This is a genomic window from Pseudomonas sp. NY15435, assembly GCF_048068295.1.
Classification (GTDB): Bacteria; Pseudomonadota; Gammaproteobacteria; order Pseudomonadales; family Pseudomonadaceae; genus Pseudomonas.
In genome coordinates this window covers 269,183-285,741 of the sequence record NZ_JBLUQA010000002.1, presented here as the reverse complement: position 1 = coordinate 285,741, position 16,559 = coordinate 269,183, and the positions used below count along the sequence as shown (strand labels likewise).

At 63.8% G+C, this 16,559-nt stretch carries 11 protein-coding genes; all 11 read right to left on the bottom strand.

Going from position 1 to position 16,559, the window contains the following annotated elements:
• Nucleotides 1–5 precede the first annotated feature (5 nt).
• Complete coding sequence (locus tag ACNFH5_RS05420) at nucleotides 6–1,568, bottom strand: MBOAT family O-acyltransferase (protein ID WP_416744669.1); 1,563 nt, start codon at nucleotides 1,566–1,568, stop codon at nucleotides 6–8.
• A 427-nt stretch (nucleotides 1,569–1,995) separates the two neighbouring features.
• Nucleotides 1,996–3,111, bottom strand: coding sequence for a mannuronate-specific alginate lyase (locus tag ACNFH5_RS05415; RefSeq protein ID WP_416744953.1), 1,116 nt, complete (start codon nucleotides 3,109–3,111; stop codon nucleotides 1,996–1,998).
• A 35-nt stretch (nucleotides 3,112–3,146) separates the two neighbouring features.
• Nucleotides 3,147–4,559 (bottom strand): alginate O-acetyltransferase, encoded by a 1,413-nt coding sequence (locus tag ACNFH5_RS05410; RefSeq protein ID WP_416744668.1) that lies wholly within the window; start codon nucleotides 4,557–4,559, stop codon nucleotides 3,147–3,149.
• An 11-nt stretch (nucleotides 4,560–4,570) separates the two neighbouring features.
• On the bottom strand, nucleotides 4,571–6,307 hold the full coding sequence (algG, locus tag ACNFH5_RS05405; RefSeq protein WP_416744952.1) for a mannuronan 5-epimerase AlgG: 1,737 nt from the start codon (nucleotides 6,305–6,307) through the stop codon (nucleotides 4,571–4,573).
• A gap of 113 nt (nucleotides 6,308–6,420) precedes the next feature.
• Nucleotides 6,421–7,854, bottom strand: a complete 1,434-nt coding sequence (locus ACNFH5_RS05400) for an alginate export family protein (RefSeq protein WP_416744951.1) — start codon at nucleotides 7,852–7,854, stop codon at nucleotides 6,421–6,423.
• A 101-nt stretch (nucleotides 7,855–7,955) separates the two neighbouring features.
• The gene (gene algK, locus ACNFH5_RS05395; RefSeq protein WP_416744667.1) at nucleotides 7,956–9,353 is read right to left on the bottom strand and encodes an alginate biosynthesis TPR repeat lipoprotein AlgK; all 1,398 of its coding nucleotides are present in this window, start codon (nucleotides 9,351–9,353) and stop codon (nucleotides 7,956–7,958) included.
• Nucleotides 9,354–9,366: 13 nt separating this feature from the next.
• Nucleotides 9,367–10,539, bottom strand: coding sequence for an alginate biosynthesis protein Alg44 (locus ACNFH5_RS05390; RefSeq protein WP_416744666.1), 1,173 nt, complete (start codon nucleotides 10,537–10,539; stop codon nucleotides 9,367–9,369).
• Between the two features lie 50 nt (nucleotides 10,540–10,589).
• Complete coding sequence (gene alg8, locus ACNFH5_RS05385; RefSeq protein ID WP_416744665.1) at nucleotides 10,590–12,071, bottom strand: mannuronan synthase; 1,482 nt, start codon at nucleotides 12,069–12,071, stop codon at nucleotides 10,590–10,592.
• Between the two features lie 136 nt (nucleotides 12,072–12,207).
• Complete coding sequence (gene algD / locus ACNFH5_RS05380; RefSeq protein WP_416744664.1) at nucleotides 12,208–13,518, bottom strand: GDP-mannose 6-dehydrogenase; 1,311 nt, start codon at nucleotides 13,516–13,518, stop codon at nucleotides 12,208–12,210.
• A 1,088-nt stretch (nucleotides 13,519–14,606) separates the two neighbouring features.
• On the bottom strand, nucleotides 14,607–15,386 hold the full coding sequence (gene yaaA, locus ACNFH5_RS05375; RefSeq protein ID WP_416744663.1) for a peroxide stress protein YaaA: 780 nt from the start codon (nucleotides 15,384–15,386) through the stop codon (nucleotides 14,607–14,609).
• 57 nt (nucleotides 15,387–15,443) lie between these two features.
• A complete protein-coding gene (locus ACNFH5_RS05370) occupies nucleotides 15,444–16,400 on the bottom strand; it encodes a LysR family transcriptional regulator (RefSeq protein WP_416744662.1) in 957 nt (318 codons plus the stop codon).
• Nucleotides 16,401–16,559 lie beyond the last annotated feature (159 nt).

Here is a 16,559-nt window from a genome sequence, read left to right as displayed (position 1 = left end):
CTCGCTCAGAACTGGAAGTAGAGGAACGGCGAGTAGCTCTGCGCGGAGAGCTTGAGCACCGAGGCGGCGAACAGCAGAAGCAGGGCAACGCGGGTGGCCAGCATCGGCAGCTGGGTCATCCAGTGCGGCTGGTAGACGGCGGCGCCGCTGGGCGAATAGGCGATTGCCGCCGGGTCCTGCTGGGCCATGGCCGGGGTGCGCGGCTGGGCGCTTGCCGGGCCGTCAGCGTCGACCTGTTCGGTCTTGGCGGCGGCCTTGGGTGCCTTGCTCTGCATCGGCTGGTTGTAGAACTGGCGCAGGCCGAAGAAGGCAAGCACGAGGTAGGCGATCACCAGGGTGCCGACCTGCAGGCCGGTGAGGCTGGCGCGGTTGAGCTCGGAGAGCTTCCAGTCGCTGAAGCTGAACATGGCTTCGTACATGCGCCAGGCCACGTGCAGGTTCTCGGCGCGGAAGATCACCCAGCCGACGATCACCAGCAGGAAGGTGAACACCCACTTCAGCGGATTGAGCACGCGCGGAGCGGCGTTCACGCCCAGGGCGCGCTCGATGGCCAGCCACACGCCGTGCCAGGCGCCCCAGATGATGTAGGTGACGTTGGCGCCATGCCACAGGCCGCCCAGCAGCATGGTGAGGATCAGGTTGCGGTAGGTCTGGAAGGTGGTGCCGCGGTTGCCGCCCAGGCTGATGTACAGGTAGTCGCGCAGCCAGGTGGAGAGGCTGATGTGCCAGCGCCGCCAGAACTCGGTGATGGACTGGCTGATGTAGGGCTGGTTGAAGTTCTCCATGAAGCGGAAGCCCATCATCAGGCCCAGGCCGATGGCCATGTCGCTGTAGCCGGAGAAGTCGAAGTACAGCTGCGCGGTGTAGGCCAGCGCGCCGAGCCAGGCGTCGCCCGTAGTCGGGTCCTGCAGGGCGAAGCAATGGTCGGCGACCGCTGCCAGGGTGTCGGCGATGAACACCTTCTTGACGAAGCCCTGCATGAAGCGGGTGCAGCCTTCGGCGAACTTGTCGACGGTGTGGGTGCGGTGGTTGAACTGGTCGACCAGGTCCTTGAAGCGCAGCACGGGGCCGGCGATCAGGTGCGGGAAGATCGCCACGAACGCCGCGAAGTCGATCAGGTTGTGCGTGGCCGGGGTATCGCCGCGGTACACGTCGATGATGTAGCTGATCGATTCGAAGGTGTAGAAGCTGATGCCGATGGGCAGCAGGATGTGGGTCAGCACGAAGGGCTGCATGCCGAACGAGGTGATGATCTCGTTGAGGCTGTCCACACCGAAGTTGGCGTACTTGAAGTAGCCCAGCACGCAGAGGTCGACCACCACGCCGAGCAGCAGCCAGCGCTGCGCAGGTTTGGTACGCACGCCGGCGGCGCCGATGCGCAGGCCGATCCAGTAGTTGAACAGCGTGACGCCGGCGAACAGCAGGAGGAAGTCCACCCGCCACCAGGCGTAGAAGATGTAGCTGGCGACCAGCAGCAGGAGGTTCCGGTAGCGGTTCCCACTCAGGTAGTACAGGCCGAGGAAGACCGGCAGGAACAGGAACAGGAACACGTTGGAAGAAAAGACCATTCCGCGTCTCTCTCTGGAGCTTCAAATCAAAGGCCGCTCCAGCCCTTCTTCCGGCGCCGCGTTGGGCGCCCAAGGAAAGGCCGGATCAACCCGCCAATTCCTCCCCTGGTGGTGCTTAATCTGTTGCGCCCGCCCGCGTCTTTATTGCGTGGGTCGGGTGTGTTGCCGTGTCCCGCGTGTGCGGGATGGGTAGCTCTTCGTAGGAGCGAGCTTGCTCGCGATTCGCCCGGCGCCGGAGCTCCCGCAGACACTGTTCGCGAGCAAGCTCGCTCCTACAGGTCCCGGCCGGATGACGCGGAGCGTTATCCGCCGTGGTTTCTTGCCAGGCCCTAGGTCTACGTCGTTGACTCAGTGCTTCCCGAACACTCGCAAAGCTCCCTCTCCCTTCAGGGAGAGGGTGGGGGAGAGGGGCTCTTGCCTTTCGGCCTCAGCTCCCCGCCCCCTGACGGTTGAAAACCTTGGTCACTTCACCCCCCAGGCGGAAGCTGTTGAACGGCTCCATCTTCTTCTTCCAGTCCTGGGTCTTGGGCGCGCAGCTATAGAGCGCGCAGTAGGGTTCCAGCCAGGCGAACTTGCTGTTCTCCTTCAGGTCACCCATGTCCTGGTCGTTGCCGGTCTTCTCGTCGAATGCGTCCTGGTCGTCCACGCCTTGCATCACGCGGTTGGCCAGGCGCTGCAGGGCGCCGTTGTTTTCCTGGCGCAGGTCGACGCCGTTCACCTGGGCGAAGGCGGCGATCATGGTCAGCGGCGGCAGCGAGTAGTTGTGGTACGACAGCGCGCGCTGGCGGCGCTTGAGTTCGTTGGGCAGGTAGCCGTCGTTGTCCACCTGGTTGGCGGCGACCTTGAACTCCTGCACCGACCAGTCGAACAGGTCGCGGCGGTTGGTCACCACGGCGGTGGACATCACCGACCAGGCGGCCCAGTAGGAGTGGTTGTTGATCTTCTTCAGCGGCAGATCGCTCCAGTCGCGCACTACCTGGCTGCCCAGGGTACTGAACCAGTTCTCGATCTCCTTCGACTGCTCGGAGTAGGCGGCCAGCGGGCGGCTGCTGGAGAACTTCAGGCGCATGTAGGAGGACGACAGGCTGCCCAGCGCCCATTTGCGCATGGACTTGCCGGTGTGGTTGTAGTCGCTGCTCTCCAGGGCGCCGGCTTTTGCCCATGAATCCAGCCAGTTCATCGCGCAGTCCAGGTCACCCTTGTTGCCGCTGCGCATGTACTGGGTGATGAGCTTGGTGGCGCCGCGCTCCATGTCGGTGATGTCCTTGATCTGGCTGCGGAACTCTTTCTCCGCATCCGCGTTCAGGGTTGAGCGCGCCGAGTCCGACCCCTTGTACTTGCTGGTGAACTGCAGGCTGCCGGTGTACGGCGTCGGCGCGGTGGGGCAGCTGTCCGAATCCTTCTTGCTGCCCTTGTCGCCGACGGCGGAGAAGTAACCTGGCGGTGGCATCAGGTCAGCGGCGTAGGTGGCGCTCTCGCCACCGAACAGGGCGCCGAGCACGGCGATGGTCAGGCCGATGCGGGCGACAACGGGCGTCTTGATCTTGTGGAGGCTGGGCATGGTGCTTGTCCCTCGCTTCAGTTGGCGGCCACGTCGGCCGACTTGGCTTTGGGCGTCTGACAGAGCTTGGCCTCGACTTCCAGACCCGCCGGCATGTCTTCCGGCGCCTCGATCTCCAGGGAGAGGAACTGCTGGTTCGACCAGTCTTCGTCGTTGCGCAGTTCGAAGACGTAGCGTCCGCCGGTATCCACGGCCTTGGACTGCTCAATCTTCAGCTGCTCGCGACGACCGTTCATGTACCAGATGGTGTTCTTGAGTTCGTGCACGCCGGGGTCGGAGTAAGTGACGTCGGCGGTGTAGCTGCCCGAGCGGATCGGCAGGGCGCCGCTGTTGAGCAGCACCTCGTTGCTGCCCGCGTGCAGCTTGACCTTGCGGCTGATAGCCGGCTTGCCGTCGGCGCAGCCGTTGTCCACCAGCGGCATGGCCTGGCGGTAGAAGCTCTTCTGCGCCATGTCGTAGTGGGTGGCGAATTCCCAGATGAGGATCTTCGGCGGCTTGTCGTGGAATTCCTTGCTGGTCATGTAGGCCAGCAGGGAGCTATCGAAGCCGCCGCCGGACACGGCGTTGTTGAGGATGTCGACCTTGCCGTACTGCTCCAGGAAACCGGCGAAGTTGTACGCCGGGCCACTGTTGGAGGTACCCACCAGCGCGACCTGGGCATCGCCGCCTTCACCGAACAGATCGCCGCCGCCGGAGTCGCCCACCGGTTCGGTCTCGAAGCGGTCGACGTACTGCGGTGCGTAGCTGCTGCCGCACAGCTGCGCGGCGGCCTTGTGGAAAGTGCCGAGCTTGGACAGCAGGCCCACGCGCTTGCTTTCGAATTCCTTCTTGGGAATGTCGTTGTAGGCGGGGATTTCCTTCAGCGTCTCGGCCACGATTTTCGCGCTGCGCATGGCGCCGTACGGAGTCCAGTGGTGGTCACCCTTGAAGTAGAACGGGTGCTCTTCCTTCTCGTCGAACAGCGGTGAGAAGTCCGGGGTATAGATGCCCGCCTTGCGGAACTGGGCGATGGTCGCCTGGTAGTTCTGCTTGGCCAGGTCGTAGTTGAAGCTGGCCTTCTCCTGCGGGTTGAGCTTCTCGCGGTTCACCAGGCCACGGGTGGGCTGGTAGACGACCACCAGGTCGATGCCCTTGCGCTTGAGTTCATCGCGCAGCTGCTTGAGCTCGCGCCAGCCTTCGGCGCTGGTGCCGAAGTCGGTGCGCAGGTCGTAGGTGGTACGGAACAGCCAGTCTTCCTGGGCCGGTACCAGGTGGGTGAAGAAGCCCAGGTACTTGGTGTTGTATGCCGCTTCATTGGAAGCGGTGGGGCACAGCCCGGCGGCCGGCTGCGCGGAGTAGCTCGGTGCGTCGGCGGCGTTGGCCTGGTGGGCGAGCAGCAGGGCGGCAGAGAGGCCCGACAGGCGCAGCAGGTTGATGGTCAGTCGTTTCATGTGTCGGGTCCTCAATTTTGCAGTTCGGCCTGGCTTTCGACGGGGTCGATCAGCACCGCGCGTTGCTGGCGCACCAGCAGGTCCAGGATCTGGTCCTGCTTCTCGCCGAGCACGCCGTTGAAGGAGATGCCGGAGGATTTGGTCGGGCCGAGCATGGCCACCTTGTAGAGCTCCAGCGACAGCGGCGAATCCACCGACAGCGGGCCCGAGCCATTGCCGGCCAGCTTGCCGCCCACCACGATCAGCGAGACCTTGGTATCGAAGGGGTCGAGGTCGATGTTGCGGTCGGTGTCGGACAGGTCCTTGATGTGGCCGTAGACGCCGATCAGCTTGTTGCCGGCCGCGAGGTTCTCGTACAGGCGGATGTTCACGCTGTTACGGATGCGGATGCCGTGGCGCAGATTGGCCAGCACCTGGTTGCCGTAGATGAGGTTGTCGCCCGACTCGTAGAGCGTGATGCCGTCGGAGTGGTTGCGGTACACCTCGTTGTAGGCCACCAGATTGCGCTCGGAATTACGGTCGAGGACGATCCCGGAGAGGTGGTTGTCGTAGGTCTTGTTGTGGATGATCCAGCTGTCATTCACCTCACGGGAGACGATGATGCCGTGCTTCTTCTTCGTCCCGTAGACGGTGTTCTCGGCGATGATCAGGCGGTGCGAGCGGTCATGCGGGTCGATGCCGTAGACGATGTTGTTCTTGTAGGTGTTGCCGCGCACCACCAGGTCGTCCGCCTCGTAGCAGTAGAAGCCGTACCAGGCGTCCTCGAAGGTCGAATTAAGCACCCAGCCCAGGGGGCGCGGGCGCTTCATGGTCTTGTCCATGCCCGGGCTGTACTGCGAGATGGAGATGCCGTAGGCCTTGGAAGCGTTGTAGCCGAAGCTGGTGAAGTGGCTGTTCACCAGGTAGGCCTCGGCGCCGCCCCAGGAGATCAGGAAGGGGCGGAATTCGTTGGGCGTCTTGTACCAGGCCGGCTCTTTCTTCGCTTCGTTCCAGGCAGTGACCTTGGTGTCCCGCACGAACAGCTTGCCGTCGTTGACCAGGAACGAGCCGCGGTCCTGGGACAGGCGCAGTTCCTTGACCTTGCCGTCGATCTCCAGGGTCGCGCCCTGGCTGACGACGATGGGCAGGCGGGCGATATAGACACCCGGCTCGACCTGTTCCAGCGCGGTCTTGGGCAGCTTGCCGACCAGCTCTGCGAGGTTGACGTAGCCGCCGTCGATGAAGATCGCCTGGGGCATCTGCCGCTGGCGCTTCACCCACTCGGCCAGGCGGTTCTTGCCGCCGGTGAATTCCTTCAGCGGTTGCTGCTGGACCATGCGTTCGACGTGGGCCTGGCCACGCTTGTTGCGCTCGATCTTCTTCTCTACCGCCTCGGCGGTGTAGCCGGTGAGGTCGGGCAGCTTGGGCGGTTCCAGGTGCAGCGGCTCGCTGGGAGCGGCGGTGACGGTGTAGTTGCCGGACTCCTTCAGCGTCTGGGTCTTGCCCGGCTCGCTGCCCGGTTGTTCTGCCGGGGCCTTTTCGTCTGTGGTGGTCTTGCCGGCTTCGGCTTTCGCGGCGTCGGTCTTCTTCGCATGCGCGCTGCTGGCTTCGGCCTTGGCCGCGGGCTGCGCCGCCCAGGCTGGAGTGGTGGCCAGCAGTACGCTGCCCAGCAGCAGGGTGGACCACTGCACGGCGCTGGACTTGCGCTGGCCTTGCGGCCCCCTCACCCCAACCCTCTCCCGGAAGGAGAGGGAGCTGTTCGGAGCGATCGGCTGGCACGGCACGCAACCCAACGCCAGAGCGCCCCCTCTCCCCCTGGGAGAGGGCTGGGGTGAGGGTGTTGGAGCGGGGAAGGGTGCTCGGATAGTCATCGCTACAATCCTCAGAAGTGCCAGATCACGTCGACGAAGGCGTGGTGCATGGTCGAGTCGACGTGGCTGCCGTAGGCATCGCCGGGCTTGAAGACGCCGCCGCGGAAGCGGATCAGCGCCGACGGCTCGTCGATCGCCTGGCTCATGGAAGCCGGCAGCAGGCCCTGCTTGAAGTACTTGGTGACGACCAGATCGACTTCCTGGCCGATGTCCTTGGAGTCATTGACCAGCGGTGCGGTGATGCCGCTGTTGCCGATGTCCGAGTCGCTGTCCACGCGGCGGAACTTGTTGTAGATGACGCTGGCGTCATAGTCGTCGCGCAGCTGCCAGGAACCGAACAGCGTGGCGGCCTCAAGGTTCGACAGCTCACCGCGGAAGGCTTCGCCGAAGCGGTGCGCGCGGGCGCGGGTGCCGGTGAAGTTGGAGCGGTTGCTCTCAAGGCCCGTCTGTTCGAACTGGTCTTCGCCGTTCTTGCCGCCGCCGCTGCCACGGGCGTAGGCGCCACCGACGCGCCACTGCTCGTCGATGTTCCAGCGCAGGCCCAGGTCAGCGCCGTAGGCATCCACATCGCCGCTCTGCTTGCCGGCGGCGACACGCTCGCCGTTCACCGGGACGGTGGTCAGGCGGTCGCGGTTACCGGTGAGCCAGGTGGCGCTGGCCCAGTAGTTGATGGGCATCTGCGAGCGCCAGTTGTAGCCGTCGCCGTTGGCCTCGATGCCAACCCAGGTGAGGTCGCCGGTGGAGCGCTTGTCCAGCGAGTCGACGGTTTCACCCGGGTCCGGCAGGCTGCCGCTGTCGTCGGCGTGGTGGACGCGCAGGCCGACCCAGTGCTGGGGCATCCACTGCGTGGAGATGTCGCCGAAGACGTGGGTGCGGTCCTTGTCGTCCGGCGCCAGGTCGGTGATGTCGGTACGGTAGTCGGAGAAGCGCTGGGCGGCGCCGACATGGGCACGCAGCAGGGTGGTGTCGAAGGTCCAGTTGAGGGCCTCGATGTTGGTGTCCTGCCACATGCCGCTGTCTTCGCGCAGGCGCTGGCGACCGAAGCGCAGGTGCTCGCCGGGGTACTGGGTGAGGCCGGCGTAGTCCACCCAGAATTCGCGCAGGGCGAGGTAGGCGTCGTCGGGCTCGCGCTTGTTGTCGCTGCTACCGCTGCTGTCGTTGTTGACGTCGTCGTTCTGCAGGGTGTCGGTCTGAATGGTGTCAGTGGCGGCAACCGCCTGGCCCATCACATAGGCGCTCCAGTTGCCCCACTGGCCGAAGGCCCAGGGCCGCACATCCAGGCCGAGGCCGTTGAGGTCGCCGCCGTGGGCGGTGCCCAGGTCGCGATCGTCCTCGGATTCGGCGGTCACCTTGATGTCGATGCCGAAGTTCTTCGGTGGCTCTTCCGCCGCGTGGGCGAGGCTGCCGAACAGAGTGCCGGCGAGGCTCAGGCCGACGCCGAGCATGGCGGGGAACAGGCGGGCGCGGCGAATAGCGGTAGCCAGAGCACGCGGCTGAACTCCATCAACGAGAGCAAACAGCGGGGTGGTCATCGGGTCGGTGCGCTTCATAGATTTTCTTGTTCCTGGTTGTTCTGCAGAAGGCTGACGGTGGCTTGCCAGTTGGCGCCGCGAGCCTGTTCTTCACGCTTGAGCAACTGCTGGGCCGCACTGCGGTCGGCCGGCTGGATCTGCGGTTCGATCTGTGCCATCAGGTCGCTTGCGGTGGGGACCTGCTGGCGCTGGGCGAGCTCGCCGAAGACGTAGGCGTTGACCAGGTTCGGGCGGATGCCGCGACCCTGCGAATAGAGCTGGGCGAGGGCCATGTCGGCGCTGGCCTGGCCGGCGCGCGCGGCGATCAGCAGGTGATCCACGGCCTTCTGCGGGTAGACCTGGCCGAGGAAGCCGCGGCGGTAGATCTGGCCCAGGTAGTAGTGCGCCTGGGGCTCGGTGGCGGCGGCCTTGAGCAGGTGCTGTTCAGCCTTCTGCGGTTCCTGCGGGGCCCACTTGCCGTCGTAGTAGAGGCGGCCCAGCAGCAGTTCGGCGCGCGGCTGGGCGGCGTCCTGGGCTTTCTTCAGGTAGTCGAGCATCTGGTCGAGGTCGCCCAGGTCGGGGTTGTCGTACTGCAGCTTGGCCAGGCTGACCCAGGCGGCCGGGTAGGTCGGCGCGATCTCTGTGAGCAGCGCCTGCGCGGCCTGCGGGTCGGCGGTGCCGATGTTCGGATCGGCCAGCACGCCGGCCACCGATTCGACACGCTCGGACGGCACGCGCCCGGCCTTCCAGCCTGCCTTGAGCGCTTCGATGTGGGCCTTCTGCTTATCCGCGTTGCCCTGCTTCTGGTACACGGTGGCCAGTTCCATCCAGCACACGTCCATGCGGTTCAGCCAGCGCTGGCAGACCTGCTCGACTTCGCCCAGGTGCTGGTCGTAGGTGCCCTGGGTGCGGTACAGGATGATCTGCGCCAGGTCGGCTTGCGGCAGGCCCTGGGCGCGCCACTGGTCGATGCGCTGCTGTGGGTTCACGTTCGGCCAGGCCTGCGGGTACTGCAGGTAGAGGACGATCAGCGGCACCAGCGCGCTGTCCTCGCCTTCGTTGAAGGCGCGGCTCAGCAGTTGCTCGGCTTCGCGGTGCTCGGCGTCGGTGCCGCCGGGCTTGGCCGCCAGCCATTTGCCCAGGCGGGCGCGGGCACGCGGCGAGCTCTCGGCCGCTTCGCGATAGAGCTTCTCGGCGCGGGCCTGTTCGTCGGGGTCGCCGGTGGCGGCCTGCATGTCGGCCAGTCCTACCTGTGCGTCGGCGTAGCCCATGGTGGCCAGGGCCTGGAAGTTGGCCTGGGCGGTGGCGATGTCGCCGCGCTCCAGGGCTTCCTGGGCCAGCCGCTGGTCGGGCAGGCCGGCGCAACCGGCGGCTGCGGCGATGGCCAGCGCCAAGGCTAGGTTCGGGGCAAGTCGTGAGACAGGTCGATTCATGGCAGGCGTCCTCTTAGCGGGCGGTGGCCAGGGCCATCGCCTTGTTCAGCAGGGTGCGGCCCGGCAGGCCGCCGATGCTGACTTCAGTCGGGCGGCCAGCCATCTGGCTGTCGAGCGGCTGGTCGGGGGTAATCTGCACGCGGATTTCCGAGGACAGGTCGCCGTCCACCGGCGCGGTGCGCAGGATGCGGCCGCCGCGGACTTCGCTGTCGCCGGCGACCTGGAAGTTCACGTGGGTGCCGGGCGAAAGCTCGGCGGCGTTGCGGTAGGGGAAACGGGCTTCGACGGTGGCCAGGCTGTCGCGCGGGGTCAGGGTGAAGATCACGTCGCCCTTGTTGGCGAACTGGCCGTTGGCGACGCGCTGCTCGACCACGCGGCAATCGCACGGGCTGGTCAGGGTGCCCTTCATCTGGTGGCCGAAGAGCTTCTCGATGTTGCTCGGGTTGAGCTGCTCTTCGGTCAGGTTGCCCTTGAGCAGGTCCAGCAGGTTGGCGGAGAAGGAGGCGATCGGCGCGCCCTTGGCAACTTCGGCGCCGGGCTCCACCAGGCTTTCCACGGTGCCTTCGCGGGGCATGGTGATCTGCTGGTTGGCCACGCTGACCACGCCCGAGTCGGCATGGGTGACGAAGTACAGGTTGTAGATCTGGTTGAGGATCACCGCGAAGGCGCCGACACCGACCACGAAGATCGCGGTGCTCACGGTGACCGCGCGGAAGCGGCCGAAGAAGCCCATGCCGCCGGAGCCTGCGCCGTGCTTGCGGGCCTTGGTGAAGTTCTCGCGCTGCAGGGTGTTGAGCATGTCGCCCACGCTCACCACTTCACCGGCCAGGTAGGAGGTGATCAGGTAGCGCAGGGCGGCGATCTCGCGCGGCTTCAGGTGCTGGAATTCGCAACCGACGCGGCTGGTTTCGCGGTCGTAGGAGCGCACCTGGAATTCCACTTCCAGGGAGAAGCTGATGCTGTCGATCTGGAACAGCAGCTTGCCCTTGTGCAGGTCGCCGACCTGCACCGGCGTGTTGTTCGCGGAAGTGAACGCGAAGCCACCGGCGGACAGGTCCAGCAGGCGGGCGTCGACGCCCTCGCGGTGGGATCCGATGTAGCGGATACGGGCGGGCAGCTTGACCCGTGCGTGCTGGCGCTGGGCTTCGGATTCATGCACGACATTGACGTTGACGGCGGTATTCATGAGGTCGAGTCCTGTTCGTAGCTAATTGGGGAGGGCTTTGCCAAAAAGAGTCAGACGATGGTCAGCAGTACGGCGACGAAAACGCTGGCCGCGGAAAAGGTCATGGCGCGCGAGGACCAGGTGTTGAACCACTGCTGGAAGCTGGCCAGGCCGCGGTCGAGCTTGGTGTTCTGGCGGGTCCACGACTGCTGGTCGAGGCGGAAGAACACGTAGATCTTCACCAGGGCACCGACGATCTGGTTGTAATAGAGAATCGCGGGATAGGCCGGCCCGATGTGGTGGCCCGACAGCGAAAGCAGCAGGGTCAGCACGAAGCGGGTGATGCCGATCCACAGCAGGTAGATGAGCAGGAACGCGATGCTGTACTTGATGCTGGCGATGATCGCGGCGACCAGGCCGAGCAGGCAGGTCCACATCGACAGGCGCTGGTCGAACAGCACCACGCTGGTGAACCAGCCCAGGCGTTGCGGGCCCAGGGCCAGGGCGCGGGAGTTCTGCCGCAGGTTGTTGCCGTACCAGCGGAACATCAGCTTGCGGCTGGCCTTGATGAAGCTCTTCTCCGGCGGGTGCTCGACCGTGTTGATCGCCGCGTCCGGCACGTAGAAGGTGTCGTAGCCCAGGCGCATCAGGCTGTACCAGCTGGACTTGTCGTCACCGGTGAGGAACTGGAAACGGCCCAGGCGCCAGTGGTCCAGGTGGTCGCTTTCCACGTCGGTGATGAAGTCCGGGTCGGTGACCACGGCGGCGCGGAACACCGACATGCGCCCGGTCATGGTCAGCACGCGCTTGGACAGGGCCATGGAGCACATGTTGATGTGGCGCTGGGCGAAGCGCAGCTTGTGCCACTCGCTCATCACGTAGCTGCCCTGCACTTCGCAGAATTCGTTGGTGGTCAGGCCGCCGACGTTGGGGAAGAGCTTGAACCAGGGCACGGTCTTTCTCACCACGCCGGGTTCGAGCACGGTGTCGCCATCGATCACTGCGACCACTGCATCTTCGTCGGGCAGGTGGCGGGAGATGGCGCGGAAACCGTGGGCCAGGCCGTCGCGCTTGCCGGTGCCAGGGATGCGCACGAAGTCGAGTTCGACATGCTCCGGCGGGTTGAGCTTCTGCCACTGCTGCTTGATCAGTACCTCGTCGGACATCTCGACGATGGAGCACACCACGGTGGTGGGGTAGCCGCAGCCGATGGCTTCTTCGATGACCGAGCGATAGACCATGGAGGTGGTCAGCGCGTCGATACGGAAACTGGTGACCATCAGGTACACATGGGACGGGGCGGCCGCGTCGCCGAGCTTGCGCATCTTGCGGCGGTAGTGCGGGTAGACCACGTAGAGGAACAGCATGCCGCGCAGGAAGTGCAGGCCGCCCATGGAATAGCGCCAGATACCGACTGCGCCGATCAGCAACAGGAAGTCCTTGGATTCGGCGTCGAATACGGTTGGCGGCACCAATAACGCCAGCAGCATCAGCAGGCTGAGGAAGACCAGCCAGCCCGTGGCTTCACCGATCACTCGTTTGTAGGTTTCCATCGTCGAAATCCGTCTGTCGCTTGGTGGGCGGGTGGCTCTTGTAGGAGCGAGCTTGCTCGCGAACCCGCCTGGCACACTTGTGCCGTCGGAAAGTTCATTCGCGAGCAAGCTCGCTCCTACGAAGAGCAGGTGGCGCTTACCAGCAGATGCCTTCGGCGCGGTCGTCCGTGACGCTGGGCATGAAGCCGATCAGGTCGACGACCTTCGTGCCTTCGGGCGCCTGCTTCACGACATCGACGAACAGCTCGTCACCGTTGCCCAGCACCAGTACGTCCGAGGACTTCACGACGGCGTCCAGGTCCGAGACCAGCAGCGAGGAGACGTGCGGGATCTTCGATTCGATGTACTCCTTGTTCGCGCCATGGACGCGGGCGTACTCGACGTTGCGGTCGAAGATCTGCAGCTCGTAGCCCTTGCCGATGAGCATCTCGGCCAGTTCCACCAGCGGGCTTTCGCGCAGGTCGTCGGTGCCGGACTTGAATGACAGGCCGAGCAGGCCGACCTTGCGGCTGCCGTGGGCGGCGATGATGTCGAAGGCCTTCTGCACCTGGTGCTGGTTGCTGCGCATGATCGAGCCGAGCATCGGGTGTTCGATGTCCAGCTGGCTGGCGCGGTAGGTGAGGGCGCGTACGTCCTTGGGCAGGCAAGAACCGCCGAAGGCGAAGCCGGGCTTCATGTAGTAGCGCGAGAGGTTCAGCTTGCGATCCTGGCAGATCACGTCCATCACCTCGCGGCCATCGACGCCGACGGCCTTGGCGATGTTGCCGATTTCGTTGGCGAAGGTGACCTTGGCGGCGTGCCAGACGTTGCAGGTGTACTTGATCATCTCGGCGACCTCGATGGTCTTGCGGATGATCGGCGCGTCCAGCTCGCGGTAGATTTCTTCCAGCAGGTCGCCGGTCTGGGCGTCCAGCTCACCGATGACGGTCATCGGCGGGAAGTCGTAGTCCTTGATCGCGGTGGACTCGCGCAGGAACTCCGGGTTGGTGCCCACGCCGAAGTCGTCGCCGGCCTTCTTGCCCGAGCAGTCCTCGATGATCGGAATCACCACGTTGTTCACGGTGCCCGGCAGCACGGTGCTGCGCACGACCACGGTGTGGCGCTCTTTCTTCTCGCGGATGGCGTAGCCGATCTCACGGCACACGGACTCGATGTAGCCCAGGTCCAGGTCGCCGTTCTTCTTGCTCGGGGTGCCGACGCAGATGAACGACACGTCGGTGTCCAGTACGGCCTTCTTGAAGTCGGTGGTGCCCGACAGGCGACCGGTGCGGATGCCCTGTTGCAGCAGTGGCTCCAGACCCGGCTCGACGATGGGCGACTTCCCGTTGTTGATCAGATCGATCTTGGTGGTGGAAACATCCACCCCAACGACTTCATGGCCTCGCGCGGACAGGCAGCCGGCACATACTGCGCCAACATACCCAAGACCAAAGATGCTGATACGCATCGCATTCACCTCTTCAATGGTCGAACTGTTTAAAGTTGCCCGGTAGGGCGATTTTCAAAGGGTGCAAGAACCCCCGGAAGAACCATTAAAAGTTTCTTCCGTACTTCCTTTCAGGCAGGCATGGGAATCGAGTGCTAAACTTTCGAGCACAGTCTTGGCGCAAACTTTGGATGTTTGCCCTGTTATGTTTCAGGCAGATTGCAAAGTTGGTGCAGTCTCTGCCTGGCGTGCTCCAGTTTGGTTAGATGATTGCCTCGTCATCTGAAAAGTTCATTTATTTCATTGAGTTATGGTCCAAGGTCGGAATCGGAAAGAGCTGATCGAAATAACCTTGGAACTAAAACTCCAATTTCCATCGGGGCACTTTTGCGTCGTCATCGATGGATGTTGCGCAAATAGGATTTATCTCAAATGCGGTTAGTTCCTTCCGCCCATCCCGTCTCTGAAATCATTTGAAATATCCAATTGACATCACTTGATGCTGCGCTAATGGCAAAACGCATGTCGTGTTCGTCAGTGCAAAGTGCAATGCCTGGGAAAGTTCCATTGAATTTTTCGTTAAAAACGACCGTGTATCGTCGTTAAGACATTCGTTCAGCTGCCGTTCAGCTTCATCTCTTGCAAAGTGCAATCGTGAAATGCATGTCATGGCCAAAGGCTGTTAATGGCCAATGGATTACAACGCAGGGAGCGAATCAGGACGATTTCCATCCTTCCGACCGGTTCGGACGGTCGAAAAAATTTCTCACGATTAATCCTGAAGCAGACGAACGGTCAATTTGACCATTTCAGGTGTGTGGTCTTCAGGGGGTGTTTTGGGCATTAAACGTACAGAACCGCCACCCATGATCGGTCAGTTCCATGGCCGATGGCTTACAGGCCAGTTGGCATCAACCGCCCCCACCGCGCCTTTCTTGTAGGAGCGAGCTGGCTCGCGAACCGCATTCGCTTCATCGATCGAAGGAGATTCGCGAGCCAGCTCGCTCCTGCATAAAGCAGGCGGCTGCGAAGGAAGGAGGGGGGCGAAACGAAAACGGGAGCCTTTCACGACTGGAAAGGCTCCCGTTTGGTGCAGCAGGGGGGGAAGATCAGTCTTCGCTGTGGTCGCGCAGGAACACCAGCTGATCGGGCTTGGAGTGCTCGGAACTGTAGGCGTAGCCCGCGTAGTTGAAGTCCTTCAGGCCTTCGGGGTTGGTCAGGCGTTCCTTGATCACGTAGCGCGCCATCATCCCGCGGGCCTTCTTGGCGTAGAAGCTGATGATCTTGTACTGGCCGTTCTTCAGGTCCTTGAACTCGGTGTCGATCACCCGTGCGTTCAGGGCCTTGCGCTTTACAGCGCCGAAGTACTCGTTGGAGGCCAGGTTCAGCAGCACGTCGTCGCCCTGCTCGGCCAGGGATTCGTTCAGCCAGCCGCTGATGCGTTCGCCCCAGAAGGCATAAAGGTCCTTGCCGCGGGCGTTGGCCAGCTTGGTGCCCATTTCCAGGCGATAGGGTTGCATCAGGTCCAGTGGGCGCAGCACGCCGTAGAGGCCGGAGAGCATGCGCAGGTGGCGCTGAGCGAAATCGAAGTCGCCCTCGCTGAAGTCCTCGGCCTGCATCCCGGTATAGACGTCACCCTTGAAGGCCAGCAGTGCCTGCTTGGCGTTGGCCTGGGTGAACTGTGGGTGCCAGCTGCCGAAGCGCGCGGCGTTCAGGCCGGCCAGCTTGTCCGACAGGTGCATCAGTTCGGCGATCTGCGCCGGGGTCAGTTCCCGCAGGATGCCGATGAGCTCCTGGGCGTCGTCCAGGTGCTCGGGCAGGGTGTAGCGCTGCGTCACCGGCGCGGTGTCGTAGTCCAGGGTCTTGGCGGGGGAAATCACCATCAGCATCGTGCGGTCTCCTACAAGCGAGCAGCGATTGTAGGGATTCGCGGCCGCCGGCTCCACCTATGGGGACGATAGGAGTCGCTGCTCCACCGGGACCTGTTCCATGCGCTTGAGCAACTCGCCGAGGAAACAGCGCTCGGCCTGCGTGTGTTTCTGTTCGCGGTTCCACAGCAGATGGATATCCACATCGGCCACGCCTTCCTCGGGCGGCAGCGCCCACAGGCGCCCCTGGGCCACGTCGTCAGCGACTATGTGGCGCGGCAGGCAGCCGATGCCGAAGCCACAGCAGACCAGGCGGCGGACTTCCTCAAGACTGGGGGAGGAGGCCACCAGCTTGCCGGTGAAGCCTTGTTGGTCACGGAAGATGGTCAGCGGCGAGAGCACTTCGCCGATCTGGTCGCTGGTGAAGGTGACGTAGTCCTCGCCCTGAAGGTCGGCCAGGCGCAGCTCGCGACGGCCATAGAGCCTGTGGTGGCGGCCGCAGAGGAACACATAGCGCTGGCGCAGGAAGGCGCGCTGCTCCAGGCGTGGCGAGGGCTGTCGGCACAAGGCCAGGCCAAGGGTGGCGGTCTTCTGTTGCAGGGAGCTGAGCACGTCGGCGCTGCGCATGACCTCTACATCCAGTTCCACGCCGGGGTGCGCGCGGTGGAAGTCGGTGAGGAAGTCGTCGTAGAAATCCGACTGGATGCGGCTGATGCTGAGCAGACGAACCTTGCCGACCACCTGGTCGGCAGGTTGCTCCAGGGCGGCGGCCAGGCGCGAGACATTACCGTTGACGTCGCCGGCGATGCGCAGGATTTCCTCGCCCAAGGCGGTGATCTCGAAGCGTGGTCCACGCCGCTGCACCAGGTCTGCTCCCAGTTGTTCCTCCAGCCGGCGCAAGGCCTGGCTGACCGCCGGCTGCGTCAGGTGCAGGCGTGCGGCGGCGCGGCTGATGCTGCGTTCCTGGCCGATCACCAGCCAGGTGCGCAGCAGGTTCCAGTCCAGGCGGTCATTGAGAAAGCGGCCAAGCTCCATCGCAGGGCTCCAGCGGGGGAATTCCTCGATTATAAGCTGTAATTATTCTTTGAATAACGATTAGAAAATTGACTGATTATCCGGCCGGGGGCGATAACGTCCTCAGGCGCCGGAGAGCGCCGAGACCTTGCATACGCTGCCCAAAACAATCGACAAGAT